The organism is Vibrio sp. CCB-PB317 (assembly GCF_022808245.1).
Taxonomy (GTDB): Bacteria; Pseudomonadota; Gammaproteobacteria; order Enterobacterales; family Vibrionaceae; genus Vibrio; species Vibrio diabolicus.
Genome location: NZ_JALGNU010000001.1, coordinates 549291 through 566455 on the forward strand (window position 1 = coordinate 549291; position 17165 = coordinate 566455).

16 protein-coding genes and 1 tRNA gene are annotated in these 17165 nt (G+C 45.6%); 9 read left to right on the top strand and 8 right to left on the bottom strand.

What is annotated here, in order from left to right; translation table 11 throughout:
* Positions 1 to 135 precede the first annotated feature (135 nt).
* Entirely contained in the window at positions 136 to 411 is a 276-nt protein-coding gene (locus tag MTR11_RS02640; protein WP_012841145.1) for a hypothetical protein, read from the top strand.
* Positions 412 to 504: 93 nt separating this feature from the next.
* Here MTR11_RS02640 and MTR11_RS02645 read toward each other — a convergent pair whose 3' ends face one another.
* The 6 genes from MTR11_RS02645 to rpsU form a co-directional block, all read right to left on the bottom strand.
* Entirely contained in the window at positions 505 to 1308 is an 804-nt protein-coding gene (locus MTR11_RS02645; protein ID WP_006742753.1) for a MetQ/NlpA family ABC transporter substrate-binding protein, read from the bottom strand.
* Positions 1309 to 1591: 283 nt separating this feature from the next.
* Positions 1592 to 1667 (bottom strand) — tRNA-Ile (locus tag MTR11_RS02650).
* 155 nt (positions 1668 to 1822) lie between these two features.
* Positions 1823 to 3685, bottom strand: a complete 1863-nt coding sequence (gene rpoD, locus MTR11_RS02655; RefSeq protein ID WP_005395986.1) for an RNA polymerase sigma factor RpoD — start codon at positions 3683 to 3685, stop codon at positions 1823 to 1825.
* Between the two features lie 99 nt (positions 3686 to 3784).
* Positions 3785 to 5551, bottom strand: coding sequence for a DNA primase (dnaG, locus tag MTR11_RS02660; protein WP_005379719.1), 1767 nt, complete (start codon positions 5549 to 5551; stop codon positions 3785 to 3787).
* A 149-nt stretch (positions 5552 to 5700) separates the two neighbouring features.
* Positions 5701 to 6144 carry a GatB/YqeY domain-containing protein gene (locus tag MTR11_RS02665; protein WP_005395984.1) on the bottom strand — a complete coding sequence of 148 codons (444 nt, stop codon included), beginning with the start codon at positions 6142 to 6144 and terminating at the stop codon, positions 5701 to 5703.
* 27 nt (positions 6145 to 6171) lie between these two features.
* Positions 6172 to 6387, bottom strand: a complete 216-nt coding sequence (rpsU, locus tag MTR11_RS02670; protein WP_001145625.1) for a 30S ribosomal protein S21 — start codon at positions 6385 to 6387, stop codon at positions 6172 to 6174.
* Between the two features lie 230 nt (positions 6388 to 6617).
* Between rpsU and tsaD the strand changes: the two genes are divergently transcribed.
* Both tsaD and MTR11_RS02680 read left to right on the top strand, forming a co-directional pair.
* Positions 6618 to 7634, top strand: a complete 1017-nt coding sequence (tsaD, locus tag MTR11_RS02675; RefSeq protein WP_046874179.1) for a tRNA (adenosine(37)-N6)-threonylcarbamoyltransferase complex transferase subunit TsaD — start codon at positions 6618 to 6620, stop codon at positions 7632 to 7634.
* Positions 7635 to 7809: 175 nt separating this feature from the next.
* Positions 7810 to 8625 carry an alpha/beta fold hydrolase gene (locus tag MTR11_RS02680; RefSeq protein WP_124008970.1) on the top strand — a complete coding sequence of 272 codons (816 nt, stop codon included), beginning with the start codon at positions 7810 to 7812 and terminating at the stop codon, positions 8623 to 8625.
* A gap of 34 nt (positions 8626 to 8659) precedes the next feature.
* On the opposite strand, the gene plsY is transcribed toward MTR11_RS02680, so the two are convergent.
* Positions 8660 to 9271 (bottom strand): glycerol-3-phosphate 1-O-acyltransferase PlsY, encoded by a 612-nt coding sequence (gene plsY / locus MTR11_RS02685; protein WP_005379857.1) that lies wholly within the window; start codon positions 9269 to 9271, stop codon positions 8660 to 8662.
* A 250-nt stretch (positions 9272 to 9521) separates the two neighbouring features.
* On the opposite strand from plsY, the gene folB reads away from it, so the two are divergent.
* Genes folB through MTR11_RS02700 form a run of 3 tightly spaced genes read left to right on the top strand, consistent with a single transcriptional unit; the run spans position 9522 to position 11179 of the window.
* Positions 9522 to 9881, top strand: coding sequence for a bifunctional dihydroneopterin aldolase/7,8-dihydroneopterin epimerase (gene folB / locus MTR11_RS02690; RefSeq protein ID WP_005395977.1), 360 nt, complete (start codon positions 9522 to 9524; stop codon positions 9879 to 9881).
* Entirely contained in the window at positions 9878 to 10366 is a 489-nt protein-coding gene (gene folK, locus MTR11_RS02695) for a 2-amino-4-hydroxy-6-hydroxymethyldihydropteridine diphosphokinase (RefSeq protein ID WP_005395976.1), read from the top strand. The genes folB and folK overlap by 4 nt, the downstream gene beginning before the upstream one ends.
* A gap of 9 nt (positions 10367 to 10375) precedes the next feature.
* On the top strand, positions 10376 to 11179 hold the full coding sequence (locus tag MTR11_RS02700; protein ID WP_006743204.1) for an undecaprenyl-diphosphate phosphatase: 804 nt from the start codon (positions 10376 to 10378) through the stop codon (positions 11177 to 11179).
* 228 nt (positions 11180 to 11407) lie between these two features.
* On the opposite strand, the gene MTR11_RS02705 is transcribed toward MTR11_RS02700, so the two are convergent.
* On the bottom strand, positions 11408 to 12628 hold the full coding sequence (locus tag MTR11_RS02705; RefSeq protein WP_243326980.1) for a multifunctional CCA addition/repair protein: 1221 nt from the start codon (positions 12626 to 12628) through the stop codon (positions 11408 to 11410).
* Between the two features lie 138 nt (positions 12629 to 12766).
* Between MTR11_RS02705 and MTR11_RS02710 the strand changes: the two genes are divergently transcribed.
* The 3 genes from MTR11_RS02710 (at position 12767) to ggt (ending at position 17076) form a co-directional block, all read left to right on the top strand.
* Positions 12767 to 14383: an ExeA family protein gene (locus MTR11_RS02710; RefSeq protein WP_243326981.1), complete on the top strand. Its 1617-nt coding sequence runs from the start codon at positions 12767 to 12769 to the stop codon at positions 14381 to 14383.
* Positions 14383 to 15066, top strand: a complete 684-nt coding sequence (locus tag MTR11_RS02715; RefSeq protein ID WP_005395951.1) for a general secretion pathway protein GspB — start codon at positions 14383 to 14385, stop codon at positions 15064 to 15066. The genes MTR11_RS02710 and MTR11_RS02715 overlap by 1 nt, the downstream gene beginning before the upstream one ends.
* 279 nt (positions 15067 to 15345) lie before the next feature.
* Positions 15346 to 17076 (top strand): gamma-glutamyltransferase, encoded by a 1731-nt coding sequence (gene ggt / locus MTR11_RS02720; protein ID WP_243326982.1) that lies wholly within the window; start codon positions 15346 to 15348, stop codon positions 17074 to 17076.
* The last annotated feature ends 89 nt before the right edge of the window (positions 17077 to 17165 follow it).

Sequence of the window (17165 nt, forward strand, 5' to 3'; positions counted from 1 at the left end):
AATGGCGTTATATACAAGTCCTTTTTTATAAAACTAAGTTCTTAACTGTGATGAGGGGAGTTTGATAATAGTCAAGCTGGCTTGTTTCTTATGAGCGTAAGTTAGTATGACTTACTGCTAGAAGGAATTAGTATCATGGCATACAAGCACTTTATTAGAGAACTACTGGGTTTAGCGATTGTTGTCTCTGTCGTCTTTGGAGTTTTAGGTGTGATGTTAGAGCTCTTTGCACTGACGGCACTCTGGGAGCATCAGCAAGCGATAGCCGATGTATTCTTCCATGAATCTCTCTACTTTGTCGTATTTTTAATCCCACCATACTTCCTTTGGAAGTTGATTAACCGCCCTGAATTGGTTTCTGCGGACCAAGCTTATTTAGCAATGAAATTAGAGGCTGAAAGTCGACAATAAGCCGATTGAGTGAGGAGTGAAAAGAAGAGGCTATGAGAAACATCAGCCTCTTTCCTATCTGATTAGTGAGCAAAGTATTCGTTGCTTTATTGATTAAAAAGCTGCTTCTATTGTGCCTTTGAACGTACGATCGAGATAATCACGAATTGCTTGAGATTGGTAAATAGAAACGAACTTTTTATACGCTTCATTATTTTTGTCTGCGTCACGAGTAGCGATGACCATGACGGCCAGCGGTGCGTCTTTTGCTTCAAGATAGATACTTTGTTTCTTCGGATCTAAACCAGAAGACATTACGTAGTTCATTGTAATCGCAGCCGCGTCTACATCATCCAATGTTCGTGGTAACTGGGCGGCATCTACCTCGACAAATTCAAACGACTTTGCATTTTTTGTAATATCAGTTAAGGCTGCTTTGTGGCCAACACCTTGTTTAAGCTCAATTAAACCTGCATCGGCGAGTAGCAATAGACCACGACCACCATTGGTTGGATCGTTTGGAATTGCTATGCGTGCATTGTTTGGAAGCTCTTGTAATGAGCGATACTTGTTAGAATAAAGCCCCATGCGCATCAGAATGGATTGACCAATCGACACTAATTGGGCGTCATGACTATTGTTGAAGTTGTCTAAAAATGGTTGGTGCTGATAGCTGTTAATGTCGATGCTACCATCACTAAGCGCGGCATTGGGTGTTACGTAATCAGAAAACTCGATGACTTCTACATTCAAGCCTTGCTTCGCTGCTTCCTTCGCTACTGCTTCAACTACTTGAGCATGAGGTCCTACGGTTGCTCCCACTTTAATGACAGAGTCATCTTTTTCTCCACAAGCGCTTAAGCCAACTACTGCCGTGAGAACCAAAGCTAGTTTCTTTAGGTGACGAATACTTTTCATTGTAACTCCATTTTCATTTTAGACGTCCATACGTTTACATGTCCATCCTATCAGAAGTCGAAAAAGGGTCAATGGTTTAAATAGCGAGCAGACATTTTGTTTCCACGACTATATAGAAAGCTTGGTAATAAGCGAAAAGAAAGAGAGGGTAGAATCGAGGAATATGATAAGTTTGAAGTTGTTGATGAGATGAGCAACGAATTACTACACCCACAACTGTACCCAAAGTCAGCAGACACAAAAAAGGCGTAGTAGGTACTAACCTGCTACGCCTTTCGAAATTTGGTGGCCCCTCGCAGACTTGAACTGCGGACCAATCGATTATGAGTCGACTGCTCTAACCACTGAGCTAAGGGGCCTTAATAGGACAACGATTATAGGGGAAGCGTTGCAAGGTGTCTAGATACCAACTAGGGCAATTGCGCTTAGTTTTTATCCACTTAGCACAGTAGATAATAAAAAAGGTGACCTAAAGTCACCTTTTTTGATTTCTAAAAGCTTATATGCGCTGCGATTATTCGTCTAGGAAGCTGCGCAGAGTCTCTGAGCGGCTTGGGTGACGAAGTTTACGTAGTGCTTTTGCTTCGATCTGACGGATACGCTCACGAGTAACGTCGAACTGCTTACCAACTTCTTCTAGAGTATGGTCAGTGTTCATGTCAATACCAAAGCGCATACGAAGTACTTTCGCTTCACGTGGCGTTAGACCTGCAAGCACGTCTTTTGTCGCCACTTTAAGGCTAGTTGCAGTTGCAGAATCTAGCGGCAGTTCTAGCGTTGTATCTTCGATAAAATCACCTAGATGCGAATCTTCGTCGTCACCGATTGGTGTCTCCATTGAGATAGGCTCTTTAGCGATTTTCAGAACTTTGCGAATCTTGTCTTCTGGCATCTGCATGCGCTCAGCCAGTTCTTCCGGTAGTGGCTCACGACCCATCTCTTGCAGCATTTGACGAGAGATACGGTTTAGCTTGTTGATCGTTTCGATCATGTGTACCGGGATACGAATCGTACGTGCTTGGTCCGCGATTGAACGAGTGATTGCCTGACGGATCCACCACGTTGCGTAAGTCGAGAACTTGTAACCACGACGGTATTCGAACTTATCTACCGCTTTCATCAGACCGATGTTACCTTCCTGGATAAGATCCAAGAACTGTAGGCCACGGTTGGTGTATTTCTTCGCGATAGAAATTACAAGACGCAAGTTCGCTTCAACCATCTCTTTCTTCGCACGGCGAGCTTTTGCTTCACCGATAGACATACGACGGCTGATGTCTTTAATGTTTTGAACGTTCAGAGAAGTCTCTTCTTCAATCATTTTTAGCTTAGCGATTGAGCGACGGATTTCTTCTTCGTTACGTTTGATCTTTTCAGCGTATGGCTTGTCTGAAGCAAGAACTTCATCCAACCAAGCTTCACTTGATTCATTACCAGTGAACAGCGCGATGAATGATTTCTTCGGCATTTTGCCGTATTCAACCACAGACTTCATGATCAGGCGTTCTTGAGTACGAACGCGATCCATAGCGGTACGCAGCTCATTCACTAGGTGATCAAACTGTTTAGGCGTTAGACGAAACTCGCGGAATACGTCTAGCATCATTTCATTAGCAACGGTTGCTTTCGGGCTGTTATAGCCGTACTCGTTGATTGCTAATTGAAGATTTTGATAGGTGCTGCGTAGTTGGTTGAATTTCTCTAGCGCTAACTCTGGATCGATACCTACATCTTCTTCAGAATCATCTGAATCGTCATCGCTATCTTCGTCGTCATCAACGTCTTCATCGTCTTCTTCTTCTAACTGAGATTCAGTCAGTTCAGAACCGATGTGTGTTGCCGTTGGTGCAGCGGTGTCGTCAGCATCTGGGTCTACAAAACCTGAAATAAGGTCAGTAAGACGTAGTTCTTCAGCTTGAACTTTGTCAAATTGCTCAAGAATGTACGGAATCGTACCTGGGTATTCAGCAACAGACGATTGAACTTGGTTAATACCTTCTTCAATACGTTTTGCGATGTCGATTTCGCCTTCGCGAGTTAGAAGTTCGACAGTACCCATTTCACGCATGTACATACGTACTGGGTCTGTGGTACGACCAATCTCACTCTCTACGCTAGACAGTGCAGCGGCTGCAGCTTCGGCTGCATCTTCATCGGTAATATTTGTGTCATCGTTCAGTGCTAAATCATCAGCATCAGGAGCAGTTTCTACTACCTTAATGCCCATGTCGTTGATCATCTGAATGATGTCTTCTACCTGTTCTGAATCTACGATTTCAGCAGGTAGGTGGTCATTTACTTCGGCGTAGGTCAGATAGCCTTGTTCCTTGCCTTTAATAACAAGTGACTTTAGCTGTGACTGCGGATTGTGATCCATAGACGGTATCCAACTTCGTAATCTGGTGAAGGAATCAGTATGCGAAATGCAAACCACTTACTATAACAAATTAAATCGTTGCTGACTAATTAAACAGGGTTACGCTTTTAAATCTAGCATAAGTGCTAGCAGCTCCCTTTTCTCTTCGGCTGATAAACCGACACTTCTTGCTTTGGCCTGCAGGTTTTCAATTTGTTTTTCTACGCACTGGGCAATAATTTTATCCAGTGAGTCTAAAAATATTTCTTCTTGGTTGTCCTCATCGAGTGGAATGTCCCAACTCGCGAGACGAGACAGAAGGGTCTCATTTTGGCTGTTTCGCCAATGCTCTAATAATTGGCCTGTGTTGATATGGGGATGCGCTTGGCATTTATCAAGTACATCAACAAATAAACTTAGACCAGGAATGGGTAAATCTCTAACGCTAGTTAGATCTGGCACCATACTTACGTATTGTGGGTTTTGAATCAGTAACGCGATCACTTCTCGCATCGGCGTTCGCTTGATTTCTTTATGAGGTTGAGGCCTTTTATCCTCTTTACCTTGTTTTGAAATTAGCTGCTGTAGTTGGCGTTCATCAACCAAACCCAAACGGCGGCCAAGCAGTTCTCTCAAGTATAGTCTTAAAGTGCCGCCAGGGACTTTGTCAATGAGAGGAACAGCAAGGGTACTCAGCTTTGCCATGCCTTCTTTCGTGCTCATATCGACTTGCTGAGTCAATGAGCTGAACATGAATTCAGACAAGGGCATCGCATTAGACACTTGTTGTTCAAATGCTTGTTTTCCGTTTTGTCGGATATAAGAGTCGGGATCTTCTCCATCCGGCAAAAACATGAATTTTAACTGGCGACCATCAGTTAGGTAAGGCAATGCATTTTCCATGGCACGCCACGCGGCTTCACGACCTGCGCGGTCACCGTCGTAACAACATACGACAGTGCTTGTTTGCCTGAATAATACTTGCAAGTGATCGCCCGTTGTAGAGGTACCCAATGAGGCAACGGAATAATCTACGCCATATTGAGCAAGCGCGACAACATCCATATAGCCTTCAACCACTAAAATTTGTGGTGGCTCACGGTACGCTTGTAGTACTTCATAAAGGCCATATAACTCTTTACCTTTATGAAATATCGGGGTTTCGGGTGAGTTGAGATATTTCGGTGTCCCATCACCTAATACTCGACCCCCAAAGCCTATCACTCGGCCGCGTCTGTCTCGAATAGGAAACATCACTCGACCACGGAATCGGTCGTAGCGGTTGCCTTTATCGTTTTCAATCAACATGCCGCCTGTGACGAGCATGTCTTGGTTTTCTTTATTCTGGCCAAAGTTCTTACGAACTAAATCCCATTCATCAGCCACATAGCCGATGCCAAACTTCTGGACGATTTCACCAGACAGGCCGCGATCTTTTAGATACTCAATTGCCACTTTACTTGCTGGCTGCTTGAGTTGGTTACGATAAAATTGAGCAATGCTGCCCATTAAGTCGTATAGATTACGTTTTTCACTGCTGCTTGCTTGTGGGCCTGACTGGAACGAACCATTACCGCCGCTACGTTGTTCGCGAGGAACATCTAAGCCCAAGTATGAAGCGAGTTCTTCAATGGCTTCGACGAATTCTAGCCGGTCGAATTCCATCAAGAAGTCGATGGCATTTCCGTGCGCACCACAACCAAAACAATGGTAGAACTGCTTTTCTTGACTGACGCTGAATGACGGCGTCTTTTCGTTGTGGAACGGGCAGCATGCGCCGTAGTTTTTGCCTTTTTTCTTAAGTTTCACACGTGCGTCGATGATATCGACAATATCAAGTCGAGCTAGAAGGTCATCGATAAAACTGCGAGGGATGTGTCCAGCCATAAAACCTAACAAAAAAAGAAGATGATGAGTGGAGTGAATGCTTTAAAAGAATAAGCGTGTTGCTCACTTATTTCATTCCATTCATCCAGATACAAACAAGCCGTGCGTTCCAAAGGATAGCACGGCTTGCTGCAATTGGGTGGGGTATCTTAAGCCAGTTTAGCGCGAACTAAACCGCTTACTTTACCCATATCTGCGCGCCCTTGAATTTGCGGTTTCAGAACGCCCATTACTTTGCCCATGTCTTGCATGCCAGCTGCGCCAGATTCAGCAATCGCGTTCTCGATAAGAGCCGCTACTTCTTCGTCTGTCAGTGGTTGAGGCATAAAGTCCTCAAGAACGGTAATTTCTGCTTGTTCCGCATCAGCAAGATCTTGACGACCCGCTGCTTCATACTGCGCTACAGAGTCGCGACGTTGTTTAACCATTTTGGTCAATACTGCAAGAATGTCGTCATCGTTCAGAGTGATCTGCTCGTCAACTTCACGTTGCTTGATTGCTGATAGGGCTAAACGAATAGTACCAAGGCGCAATTTGTCCTTGGCTTTCATCGCTAATTTTTGCTCTTCTTTGAGTTGATCAATCAGAGCCATAACTAAATTCCTTTTGGAGCTCAGTTATTAGTACAGGCGAACGCGACGAGCGTTTTCGCGAGCTAGCTTCTTAGCGTGACGCTTTTGAGCTGCTGCTTTAGCGCGTTTGCGAACTGTAGTTGGTTTTTCGTAGTGCTCACGACGACGCACTTCAGAAAGGATACCTGCTTTTTCGCAAGAGCGCTTGAAACGACGTAGAGCAACGTCGAACGGTTCGTTTTCACGTACTTTAACTACTGGCATATGCCTTTCACCTCAGGGGTTATTCGTTAACGCTGGTATTCAACAGACCAAATCACAATTGTTTGGTCTCTTACCAGCTTGATCAAAAATGGTGCGGAATTTTAATCCGATCACAACTACTTTGTAAAGCCTTTTGTCGATTATTGTCTGTACAAAATTTGTTTGCAGCACCAAGGCGAGGTAATATGACGCCCAAATTTCCTCTATACAGAAAGCATACTGAGAAAACCATGCGCATTATCGGTATTGAAACCTCTTGTGACGAGACTGGCATCGCGATTTATGACGATGAAAAAGGTCTGCTGTCACACAAGCTTTACAGCCAAGTAAAACTGCACGCAGATTACGGTGGTGTGGTGCCTGAGTTGGCTTCACGTGACCATGTAAAGAAAACCATTCCTCTTATTAAAGAGGCACTAAAAGAAGCGAACTTAACTTCGAAAGACATTGATGGTGTCGCGTACACCGCGGGGCCGGGTCTCGTTGGTGCACTATTAGTGGGCGCTACTATTGGTCGCAGTATTGCTTATGCTTGGGGAGTGCCAGCGGTACCTGTTCATCATATGGAAGGTCACCTGTTGGCTCCAATGCTGGAAGATAACCCACCGCCATTCCCGTTTGTGGCAGTGTTGGTGTCGGGTGGTCACTCGATGATGGTCGAAGTGAGAGGCATCGGTGAGTACAAAATTTTGGGTGAGTCGATTGATGATGCGGCGGGCGAAGCGTTTGATAAAACAGCGAAGCTAATGGGGTTGGATTACCCAGGCGGCCCGCTGTTGTCTAAACTGGCAGAAAAAGGCACGCCGGGTCGCTTTAAGTTCCCGCGCCCAATGACTGATCGCCCTGGCTTGGATATGAGTTTCTCTGGCCTGAAAACCTTTACAGCAAATACGATTGCTGCGAATGGCGATGACGAGCAAACTCGCGCAGACATCGCTCTGGCATTTGAAGAAGCCGTGTGTGCAACATTGGCGATTAAATGTAAACGCGCGCTTGAGCAAACAGGCATGAAACGTATTGTTATTGCTGGTGGTGTAAGTGCTAACCGTCGTTTACGTGCAGAGTTAGAGAAGCTAGCGAAGAAAGTTGGCGGTGAGGTTTACTACCCACGAACTGAGTTCTGTACGGATAATGGTGCGATGATCGCTTACGCTGGTATGCAGCGTTTGAAGAATGGCGAAGTGGCCGATATGTCGGTAGAGGCTCGCCCACGTTGGCCGATTGACCAACTGACGCCAGTCGCTTAATCAAACTTATGCGGTAGGTTTGAAATAGATTCACTACGATAAAGGTCTCTGTTCATCAGAGGCCTTTATTTTTAGCTATTCAATGAAAAGCTTCGTTTACATTCTGACTGATGCGAGCAGTTCGGTATCGTTTCAGTGATAGGATGATGCGGAAGAATAAGAAATGGATATAACAATGAATAAGTTTGAAATTGAAGGTCAGCAACTTGCTTACCTTGATAAAGGTGATGGTCCAGCATTACTGTTTGGTCACAGTTATTTGTGGGATAGCCAAATGTGGGCGCCACAAATTGAAGTTTTAAGCCAGTCATATCGTTGTATTGTGCCAGATTTGTGGGCACATGGTGAGTCAGAAGCGGCCCCTGCATCGACAGAGTCATTAGTTGATTATGCACAACATATGTTGGCGTTGATGGATCATTTGGATATTGAAGAGTTTTCTGTGGTGGGCTTATCTGTTGGCGGCATGTGGGGAGCGGAACTGACGGCTCAAGCACCGCAACGTGTGAAATCACTGGTATTGATGGATACCTTCATTGGCTGGGAGCCAGAAGTTACGTATAAAAAGTACTTTGCAATGCTTGATACCATTAGCCAAGTCCAAGCGGTGCCTGCGCCAATTATTGAAGCTGTCGTGCCATTGTTTTTTGCTAATAACGCTGAGCAGGTGAATCCTGAGTTGGTCGCTGCATTCAAACGCAGTTTAGAAAGCCTGAGTGGTGAGCGTGCGGTTGAAGTGGCTCGCATTGGTCGCATGGTGTTTGGTCGCCGTGATGTTATTGAAGATTCGGAAAAATTCGCTCTGCCGACGTTAATTGCGGTGGGCTGTGAAGATAAGCCTCGCCCGGTTTTCGAATCGTATTTAATGAAAGACTGTATCACGGGCAGTGAGTTGGTAGAAATTCCGCAAGCGGGACACATCAGTTGTTTAGAACAGCCGGAGTTCGTCAACCAAATGTTGTTGAACTTCCTGAATCGAGTTCATGCATAACCAATGCATCCCTCTTTAAACGAAAAACTCGGCATTAAGCCGAGTTTTTTTGTGTCAGTTTCTTCTCGCCGATTTTTGGCTCGTCGCCAGACAAAAGCCGCCGAATATTTTGATGATGCTTAAATACGATTAAGCAACACAGCATAGCAACAGGTAACGTGTATTGCGGTTTAAACATCCAGGTATAAAACGGAGTGACCAAAACCGTGACGAGAGCCGCTAAGGATGAATAGCGGAATAGCGCGGCGACTGACAGCCAAGTTAACATCACTAATCCTGTTAAGTCCAAACCAATCGGAGCGATAGCGCCAAGCGCGGTTGCGACACCTTTTCCGCCTTTAAAGTGGAAAAAGATGGGGTACATGTGCCCAAGACAGGCAGCAATGGCGATGACGCCAAGAATGATAGGGTCGATACCAAGAAAGTATCCGCCCCACACGGGGATGGTGCCTTTGAGCATATCGCACAACAAGACTGAAACAGCGGCTCCTCGTCCGCCAATACGCAATACGTTCGTTGCTCCAGGGTTGTTGGAGCCTACACTGCGTGGATCTGGCAGTTTTAAGAGTCGACAGATCAAAACCGCACTGGAAACCGAACCCAGTAAATAGGCGGCCATTGTCATTATCAGTGCCAGTGCGTCCATAGAAGTCCTTGATGGATTGGAATTTAATGCTCGGTTCCCGCGTAGTTGCTATCATACCTCGAATTCACATAATGCAGAAATCCTCACTGTGATAGAGCTTGCATTATGTGATTTCTTGTATATAAAGATGCTTTCGCAGTTTATACCTAAGTAACATTGTGATGACCCAAGTAAATGTTACTTAGGTATAGAATACTACGATCAAATTACCCCTCACGGGTATCCGACCTCTGTAATAGAAGGACATAAGATGGCTCTGGATAAAGTTTTTATTGAACAATTAGAAGTAATCACCACGATTGGCGTGTACGACTGGGAACAACAAATTAAACAAAAGTTGGTTCTGGATATCGAAATGGCGCACGACAATAAGCCTGCGGGTAAAAGTGATGATGTGCAAGATGCGTTGGATTACTCGCAAGTGAGTGAGGCGGTACTGAGCCATATTGAAAATGGTCGTTTTCTGTTGGTTGAACGTGTAGCCGAAGAAGTGGCAGAGCTTATCATGCAGCGTTTCTCTGTGCCTTGGGTGAAAATCCGTTTAGCAAAACCTGGTGCCGTGCCACAAGCACGCGCTGTTGGTGTCGTGATTGAGCGAGGTCAAGCATGATCACCACCTATATCGGTGTTGGTACGAATGTAGAAAGAGAGCAACATGCGCTCGCTGCGTATCAGGAGCTGCTACAGCTTGGAGAAAGTCTCCTCGTATCGCCGGTATATGAATGTGAACCTATTGGCTTTAGCAGCCAGAACTTCTACAACTTTGTCGTTGCAATGCGTACCGAGTTGTCATTAGAAGAGTTGAGTCATCAGCTACGTGAGATTGAATTTAAGTGGGGACGCGAAGAAAATGCGCAAAAGTATCAGGATCGAACACTGGATCTCGATATAGTGTTGTTCGGTGAATGCGTCTCCACGAAAAAACCTGAGCTACCTCGCAGTGATATCTACAAATATCCTTTTGTCACAAAGCCTCTGTATGATCTCGAACCTCAATTAGTGATCCCAGGCGATGGACGCACAGTCGCAGATATTTGGCATGCAATGCAGCCAGTCGATTCACTCAAACCTGTTTCTTTTTCATTTTTAATTTGAGTTGTTTACATGAGTTATTTTGAAGCCTTTATTCTGGCTCTGATTCAGGGTCTGACAGAGTTTTTGCCTATTTCGAGCTCTGCCCATTTGATCCTGCCCTCCGCCATTTTGGGATGGGAAGACCAAGGTCTAGCTTTTGATGTTGCTGTTCACGTCGGTACATTAATGGCGGTAGTGATCTATTTTCGCCATGAAGTGATCACTCTGTTCCAGGCATTATTTGCTTCGATCTTTAAAGGAGATCGGAGTAAAGAAGCAAAACTTGCTTGGATGATCGTGATCGCTACGATTCCAGCTTGTGTGTTTGGCTTGTTGATGAAAGACATCATTGAAGTGTATCTACGTAGCGCTTATGTCATCGCGACCACAACGATCGTATTTGGTTTGTTGCTTTGGTGGGTAGACAAAAACGCTAAGTTGGTTGCGGATGAATACCAAACGGGTTGGAAGAAAGCCGTGTTTATCGGTATTGCCCAAGCCTTAGCGATGATTCCTGGAACGTCGCGTTCAGGGGCGACCATTACGGCTGCACTTTACCTAGGCTTTACTCGAGAAGCGGCTGCGCGCTTTTCATTTTTAATGTCGATCCCGATCATTACATTAGCTGGTAGCTACTTAGGCATGAAGCTAGTGACCAGTGGTGAACCTGTCCATATTGGCTTCTTGCTGACTGGTATCATCACATCGTTTATCAGTGCATATATTTGTATCCACTTTTTCTTAAAGATGATTTCACGCATGGGCATGACACCGTTTGTGATTTACCGTCTGATTCTAGGTTTCGGTTTGTTTGCGTTCTTGCTTAGCGCCTGATAACGCGACGGATTGGCAGCTTGCTTAACCGCAAGCTGCATACCTAAACCACAACGTCATTCTGAACAGCGACGAAGGGGCGAGGTTCAGAACCTTCTCTCCGAGTTTCTTGTAGCGTTGGCCATTTCTAAAACTTCCCTGCGTGCTGATATTATATTCCTAGTCTCGCTAAGGCTCGCTGGAATGACCTGGCATGAATACAATTCGGTTAATTAAGCTGAGCTCAGATCACTTATTCAAAGCGACTCTTACCGCTTCAATCCGTCTCTTTTCTTGTTCATCACGTATTGCCGGGCCTTTAAATCCATCCTTAATGATGCTCTGAACATCTACGGCGGCTGCGGCTTGATAAGCGCGGGTAAAAATCTCAGCTTGAGGATAAGGCTTCTCTTCTAACCCTTTTCGACCTGCATGGTCAGCCTGACAGCATATTAAAATATCTTCTAAGCGTTCAGCTTTGCGCCACACATCGAATTTGTTGAGTATTTTTATGATGGTTTGCGGCTTTAACTCTGCTGCGCGATGGATATTGGAGTGCTGTTCGCACACCATCAAGGCTAAATCACGAAACTCATTCGGCACCCGGACACGCTCGCACAGCTTTTTGATCAGTTTTAACCCTGTATGACAATGCATTTTGTGGCTTGGCCATTCGCTCTCTGGTGTCACCCCTTTGCCCAAATCATGCACTTGGGCGGCAAATCTGACGGGGAGTGAGTCACTCAGTCTCGCAGCTTGCTTTGCTACCATCAAAGTATGGATGCCCGTATCGATTTCTGGATGCCATTTTTCTGGTTGAGGTACGCCAAATAGTGCATCAATTTCAGGTAAAACAACGGCCAATGCACCACAATCTCTTAGAATCGATAAGAAGATATCAGGGCGAGGGGTGGAGAGGGACTTATGCCATTCTTGCCAAACACGCTCGGGAGTCAGTGTGCTCAGCTCCCCAGACTCTGCCATGTGGCGCATTAAGCGCATGGTTTCGTCGGCAACCGTAAAGTTTAGATCAGCAAGCTTTGCTGCGAAGCGAGCGACACGTAAAACGCGTAGAGGGTCTTCGACAAAGGCGTCTGAGACATGGCGTAGGAGTTTATTATTGAGATCTTTCTGGCCGCCGTAAGGATCATGGAGCTTACCTGCATCATCCATTGCCATTGCATTAATGGTTAAATCACGACGAATTAAATCCTCTTCTAAGGTGACACTTTGATCAAAGAAGCACTCAAAGCCAGTGTAACCAGAGCCTGATTTTCTTTCTGTTCGCGCAAGTGCATGTTCTTCTTTACTTTTTGGGTGCAAAAATACAGGAAAGTCTTTACCAACGGCGGTGTACCCTTGGGACAGCATCATCTCGGGAGTCGCACCTACGACCACCCAGTCGTTGTCATAACTATCAATTCCGAGCAATTTATCTCGAACTGCGCCACCTACTAAATAAACTTGCACGAATTACCTCTTAATTTATTGATATGCCGTTGGACATTGTAGCAAGCAATGGTACTTTTCTTTACTCCCGAGAGTAGATGCAGCTATGTTTATATTATATCTGACTATTCCCTGGTGGTTTTTTAGCTGGAGAGCCTAATGTATAAGGACTTTTTTGGGTTTGTAGAACAACCATTTTCGATTGTTCCAAACTCGCGTTATTTGTATTTAAGCCAACGTCACAAAGAGGCAATCACACATCTCCAAGCCGGGCTAGGCGATGGCGGTGGTTTTGCTATGCTTACTGGCGAAGTGGGTACAGGCAAAACGACCGTCGCAAAAGCGATGCTGGCGAATTTAGGTGATAACACCAAAGCGGGTCTGATCCTAAATCCCACGTTTTCGAGTCGAGACTTGCTCGAAGCTATTTGCGATGAATTCAAAATTACTTACCCGCCAGATGCAAACCTCAAACAGCTAAACCAAGTGATTCACAAATACTTGCTGCGTAATTATCGTTCAGGCTGGCAGACATTGCTGGTCATTGATGAGGCTCAACACCTTGCTGCCGACGTTTTAGAGCAGCTACGTTTGTTGACCAACTTGGAAACCGATACCAGAAAACTGCTCAAAGTGTTGTTGGTCGGACAGCCTGAATTACAGCGGTTATTACAAACGACGCAACTACGCCAGCTCGCTCAGCGCATTACTGGGCGTTATCACTTGTTGCCGTTGGATGAAAAAGAGACAGAAGATTACATCGCGTTTCGATTACATACGGCAGGTGGTGACCAGCAACTGTTTAATCGTGCTTCTTGTAAACTCATTGCCAAATACAGTCACGGCATCCCGCGCTTGATTAATCTTATCTGTGATAAATCTCTCAACATCAGTTATCACCAAGGTAATGTGGTGGTGGATAAGCAAACCGTTCAGCAGGCCTGTGAAGAGGTGATGCAGTTTCAGGCAGATATTTATCAGCAAGATAAAAAAGAGCGCCGTACTTTCCGCTGGCCTGCTTGGGGCTCTGTCACGGTGGGTCTTATTGCTGCATTAGGTACGGGGTGGGCGGTCGTGAATTATATGCCAGCTCAAGCAACGTCAGTGTTAGCGAAAGTGACCGCACCAAGAGAGGAGCCAACGCCAATAATCGTCAACCAACAATTGACAGATGATCAGCGTGACTTATTGTTAGCACAAAAACAGTCGAATCTCGCCGTGAATGATTTGTATCGTTTGTGGGGTTATCAAGCATCGGTTCGCGACAATCTTTGTTTATCAGAGCCCCAATCGACCATGCGTTGTGAGCGTAAAATGGCGACCTGGCCGCTGCTGATGCAACAAAATCGCCCTGTGATTTTGGAGTTGAATTATCAAGGTGATGTTGGGTATGTCATTTTGTACGCCGTCGGCAATGACAAAGTCGAAGTGCTCAATGGCAAGCAGCGTCTGCGTCTGCCTATTTCGTGGCTAAAGCCGATGTGGCAAGGCAATATCATTGAACTGTGGCAAGCGCCGTTGAAAGAGACATTACGTTTAGACATGGAAGGCCCTGCGATCGAAGTATTAGACCGACTATTAGCAGAAGCGGTAAGTGAGCCACTGCTTGAAACGTCTATTTTTGATGGTGCGATGAAAGAGCGAGTTGAGTTATTCCAACGTTGGCAAGGTATTGGGGTCGACGGCATTGCAGGTAAGCGGACGCTAGATCGTCTTCAACAAAACGTGCAGCCAGATGCGCCTCAATTGGCACGAATCGAGAAGGAGGACGCATAATGTCAGCCATGAAACATATAGGTCTGTTCTTGCTGCCAATCACCGTTGCTGCAATCGGAGTTGCTTGGTATTTAGATCTCCTTACGCCTCATGCTGAAGCTAGTACTTCCGCCCCTAAGGCTAAGATGGAAGCGGAACAACCGTTCAAAGCATTGGACTATCCTGAAACTACTCAGTTGGCGCAATTGCCAAGAGAGTGGCCAAGTGCAGAGCTGTCTCGTGATTTTGGTACGTTTGCAACATCTGATGAATACGTGAGTAATACAGCAAACAAAGACGAGATAGAAACATCTGTATCAACTCAAGGCACTTCAGTGGTTGAAGAGGACCTAGGTTTGTCTCTGGATGATCTTGACTTGTCCTCATTATCTCCTGATTTAGCGCGAAAGGTCGAAAATGCGTTATCCCGAGATGATGCGCCTTCACCACAAACGGTGCGCGTGAACGATTTAGAGCGCAACGCTCACCAATGGCAAGGGCGTTTACCTGCGCTCAATTTGCAAACTCACATGTACGCCAGTGATGAAAATCGCCGCTGGGTGAAAATTAACAATGTTGAATATCATCAAGGAGATGTTGTTGATGGGCAGGTCACATTAAGAGAAATACAACCGCAAGCGGTGATTGTCGAGTTCCAAGGTGAGCAAATTCGTATCCCAGCGTTGTATGAGTGGAAAGGGTAGCCGTTTTTTATAGTAAATCATCAAGCCAGCGAGGTCATGTCGCTGGCTTTTTTGTTTCTCATAAGGTCTTTTTTCATCTATTTGAGTGATGATTTTTAGGGACTCACACAAGCTAAATATAGCTTTTCTCAGTTGTTTAAATTACATCAATATCAGTCATGTATTAGTAGAATGACTCCAGTCAGCGTTGTGTAAAAAAACGCCATATCGACGAACTTCGTCATCACGACCAGGTCCACGTTAGACCCCATGAAATAATAGGAGTCTACACAGAGACACATGCGTATTCTGATTTTTTCTTTAAGTGTTGTTGCGTCGTTAAGTTACGCAGCAAAGCCGACCCCTTTCCCTATAACACCAGATAATAACGGACAAGATTTTATGGTCAGTGCGACCAACCCTTACGTGAGCAGCACTGGTTATTCAATATTGAAAGAGGGCGGGAACGCCGTTGATGCCATGGTCGCGATGCAGATGGTGATGTCTGTGGTTGAACCGGATATGACGGGAATTGGAGGCGGTACTTTCGTGCTGTTTTATCAACATGACAAGCAGAAGTTTTTAGCCCTTGATGGGCGAGATGAAGCGCCGTCTAGCGCTCACCCTGAGATGTTTATTGAAAATGGGAAAGCACTCAGCCGCGATGAAATTTTGGGGCCTCGCTCCGTTGCAGTGCCGGGCACCTTACGTCTGCTTTATTCCACTCATGAGCAATACGGCAAATTACCATGGTCTGAGTTGGTTCAACCTGCGATTAAGCTCGCGCGTGATGGGTACGCGATGAACAGCTATACCTATGATATCGTCGTGCGAGAGCAATCCCGTTTGGCTCGCGATCCAGAAATTAAAGCCTTGTATTGGCAAGATGATGAAGTGAAGCCAACAGGGACGTTAATGAAGAACCCTAAAATGGCTGAGACGCTGAGGAAGATCGCGCAACAAGGCGATAGTTACCTTTATGGTGGTGAGCTTGGTCAGCACATCGTAGAGACGGTCAATAGTCGTATTGGCGACCAACACGAGAAGTTGTCTTTAGAAGATTTTAAACATTACCAAGTGAAGCAGCGTGACATCATCGAGAGCGACTATCGTGGGAATAAAATCGTCTCTTTTGGTTACCCAGCTTCTGGCGGTGTGATGGTCGCTCAGAGTCTTGAACTGCTTGCACCCTATGACATTGCCCATATGGCGAAAACGGATGTAGAGCCTTGGCGTTTAATGACCGAGGCGATGCGCTTAGCAAAAGCCGATCGTATTGCGTATGCAGGAGATCCGGATTATGTGGAAGCACCAGTTGAACAATTGTTATCTAAAACCTATTTGGACCAGAGACGTGATTTAATCCCTGATAATGGCACCTCGAAAGAGAATCCAAAAGCCGGACAGATAACGCAAACTCAGTATGCGCAATATCAAGGCTTCGAGAGCAAAGATACAGGGCACATTTCTATCGTTGATAGGGAAGGTAATGCGATTGCTATGACCAGCACCGTTGGCACGGGAATGGGATCTGGTGTCATGGTTGATGGCGTTATCTTGAATGCACAAATGGCAAACTTTTCACCTCAACCAACGGTTAACGGTAAGCCTACTCAAAACTCAATTGAAGCGGGCAAGCGTCCCCGCTCAGCCATTACGCCATTAATGGTGATGGACAGTGATGATAACTTGCGTTTGGTTGTCGGTTCACCAGGAAGTTCGCAAATCCCGGGGTATGTACTCAAAACCGTGGTTGGCGTGCTGGATTGGAACTTATCAGCGCAAGAGGCTATTGACTTACCAAACATCCAGTACGGTACCAAGATAGACCGCACCAAGTCTTATGACCCGACTGGCTTGCTAGTGGAGAAGAAAACCTTCGCAGAAATGTTGGTGCCGGAGTTTATGGCGCTTGGTTACCCAGTACACGTTATTCCAGTGGTAAGTGGTTTGAATGCAATTGAGCTAAAAGATGGCAAGCTTTATGGCGCAACGGATCGTCGTCGAGCGTCTAGTTCAATGGGGGAGTAGTGCAGATTTCCGTAAAACTAAGCAAACAAAAAAGCCAGTCGAATATCGACTGGCTTTTGCATTCTTTTTTATAGATAAAAGGGCGAAGG

Coding starts and splice junctions, on each gene's coding strand:
- MTR11_RS02640 (WP_012841145.1), top strand. CDS start 136: ATGGCATACAAGCACTTTATTAGAGAACTACTGGGTTTAGCGATTGTT.
- MTR11_RS02645 (WP_006742753.1), bottom strand. CDS start 1,308: ATGAAAAGTATTCGTCACCTAAAGAAACTAGCTTTGGTTCTCACGGCA.
- rpoD (WP_005395986.1), bottom strand. CDS start 3,685: ATGGATCACAATCCGCAGTCACAGCTAAAGTCACTTGTTATTAAAGGC.
- dnaG (WP_005379719.1), bottom strand. CDS start 5,551: ATGGCTGGACACATCCCTCGCAGTTTTATCGATGACCTTCTAGCTCGA.
- MTR11_RS02665 (WP_005395984.1), bottom strand. CDS start 6,144: ATGGCTCTGATTGATCAACTCAAAGAAGAGCAAAAATTAGCGATGAAA.
- rpsU (WP_001145625.1), bottom strand. CDS start 6,387: ATGCCAGTAGTTAAAGTACGTGAAAACGAACCGTTCGACGTTGCTCTA.
- tsaD (WP_046874179.1), top strand. CDS start 6,618: ATGCGCATTATCGGTATTGAAACCTCTTGTGACGAGACTGGCATCGCG.
- MTR11_RS02680 (WP_124008970.1), top strand. CDS start 7,810: ATGAATAAGTTTGAAATTGAAGGTCAGCAACTTGCTTACCTTGATAAA.
- plsY (WP_005379857.1), bottom strand. CDS start 9,271: ATGGACGCACTGGCACTGATAATGACAATGGCCGCCTATTTACTGGGT.
- folB (WP_005395977.1), top strand. CDS start 9,522: ATGGCTCTGGATAAAGTTTTTATTGAACAATTAGAAGTAATCACCACG.
- folK (WP_005395976.1), top strand. CDS start 9,878: ATGATCACCACCTATATCGGTGTTGGTACGAATGTAGAAAGAGAGCAA.
- MTR11_RS02700 (WP_006743204.1), top strand. CDS start 10,376: ATGAGTTATTTTGAAGCCTTTATTCTGGCTCTGATTCAGGGTCTGACA.
- MTR11_RS02710 (WP_243326981.1), top strand. CDS start 12,767: ATGTATAAGGACTTTTTTGGGTTTGTAGAACAACCATTTTCGATTGTT.
- MTR11_RS02715 (WP_005395951.1), top strand. CDS start 14,383: ATGTCAGCCATGAAACATATAGGTCTGTTCTTGCTGCCAATCACCGTT.
- ggt (WP_243326982.1), top strand. CDS start 15,346: ATGCGTATTCTGATTTTTTCTTTAAGTGTTGTTGCGTCGTTAAGTTAC.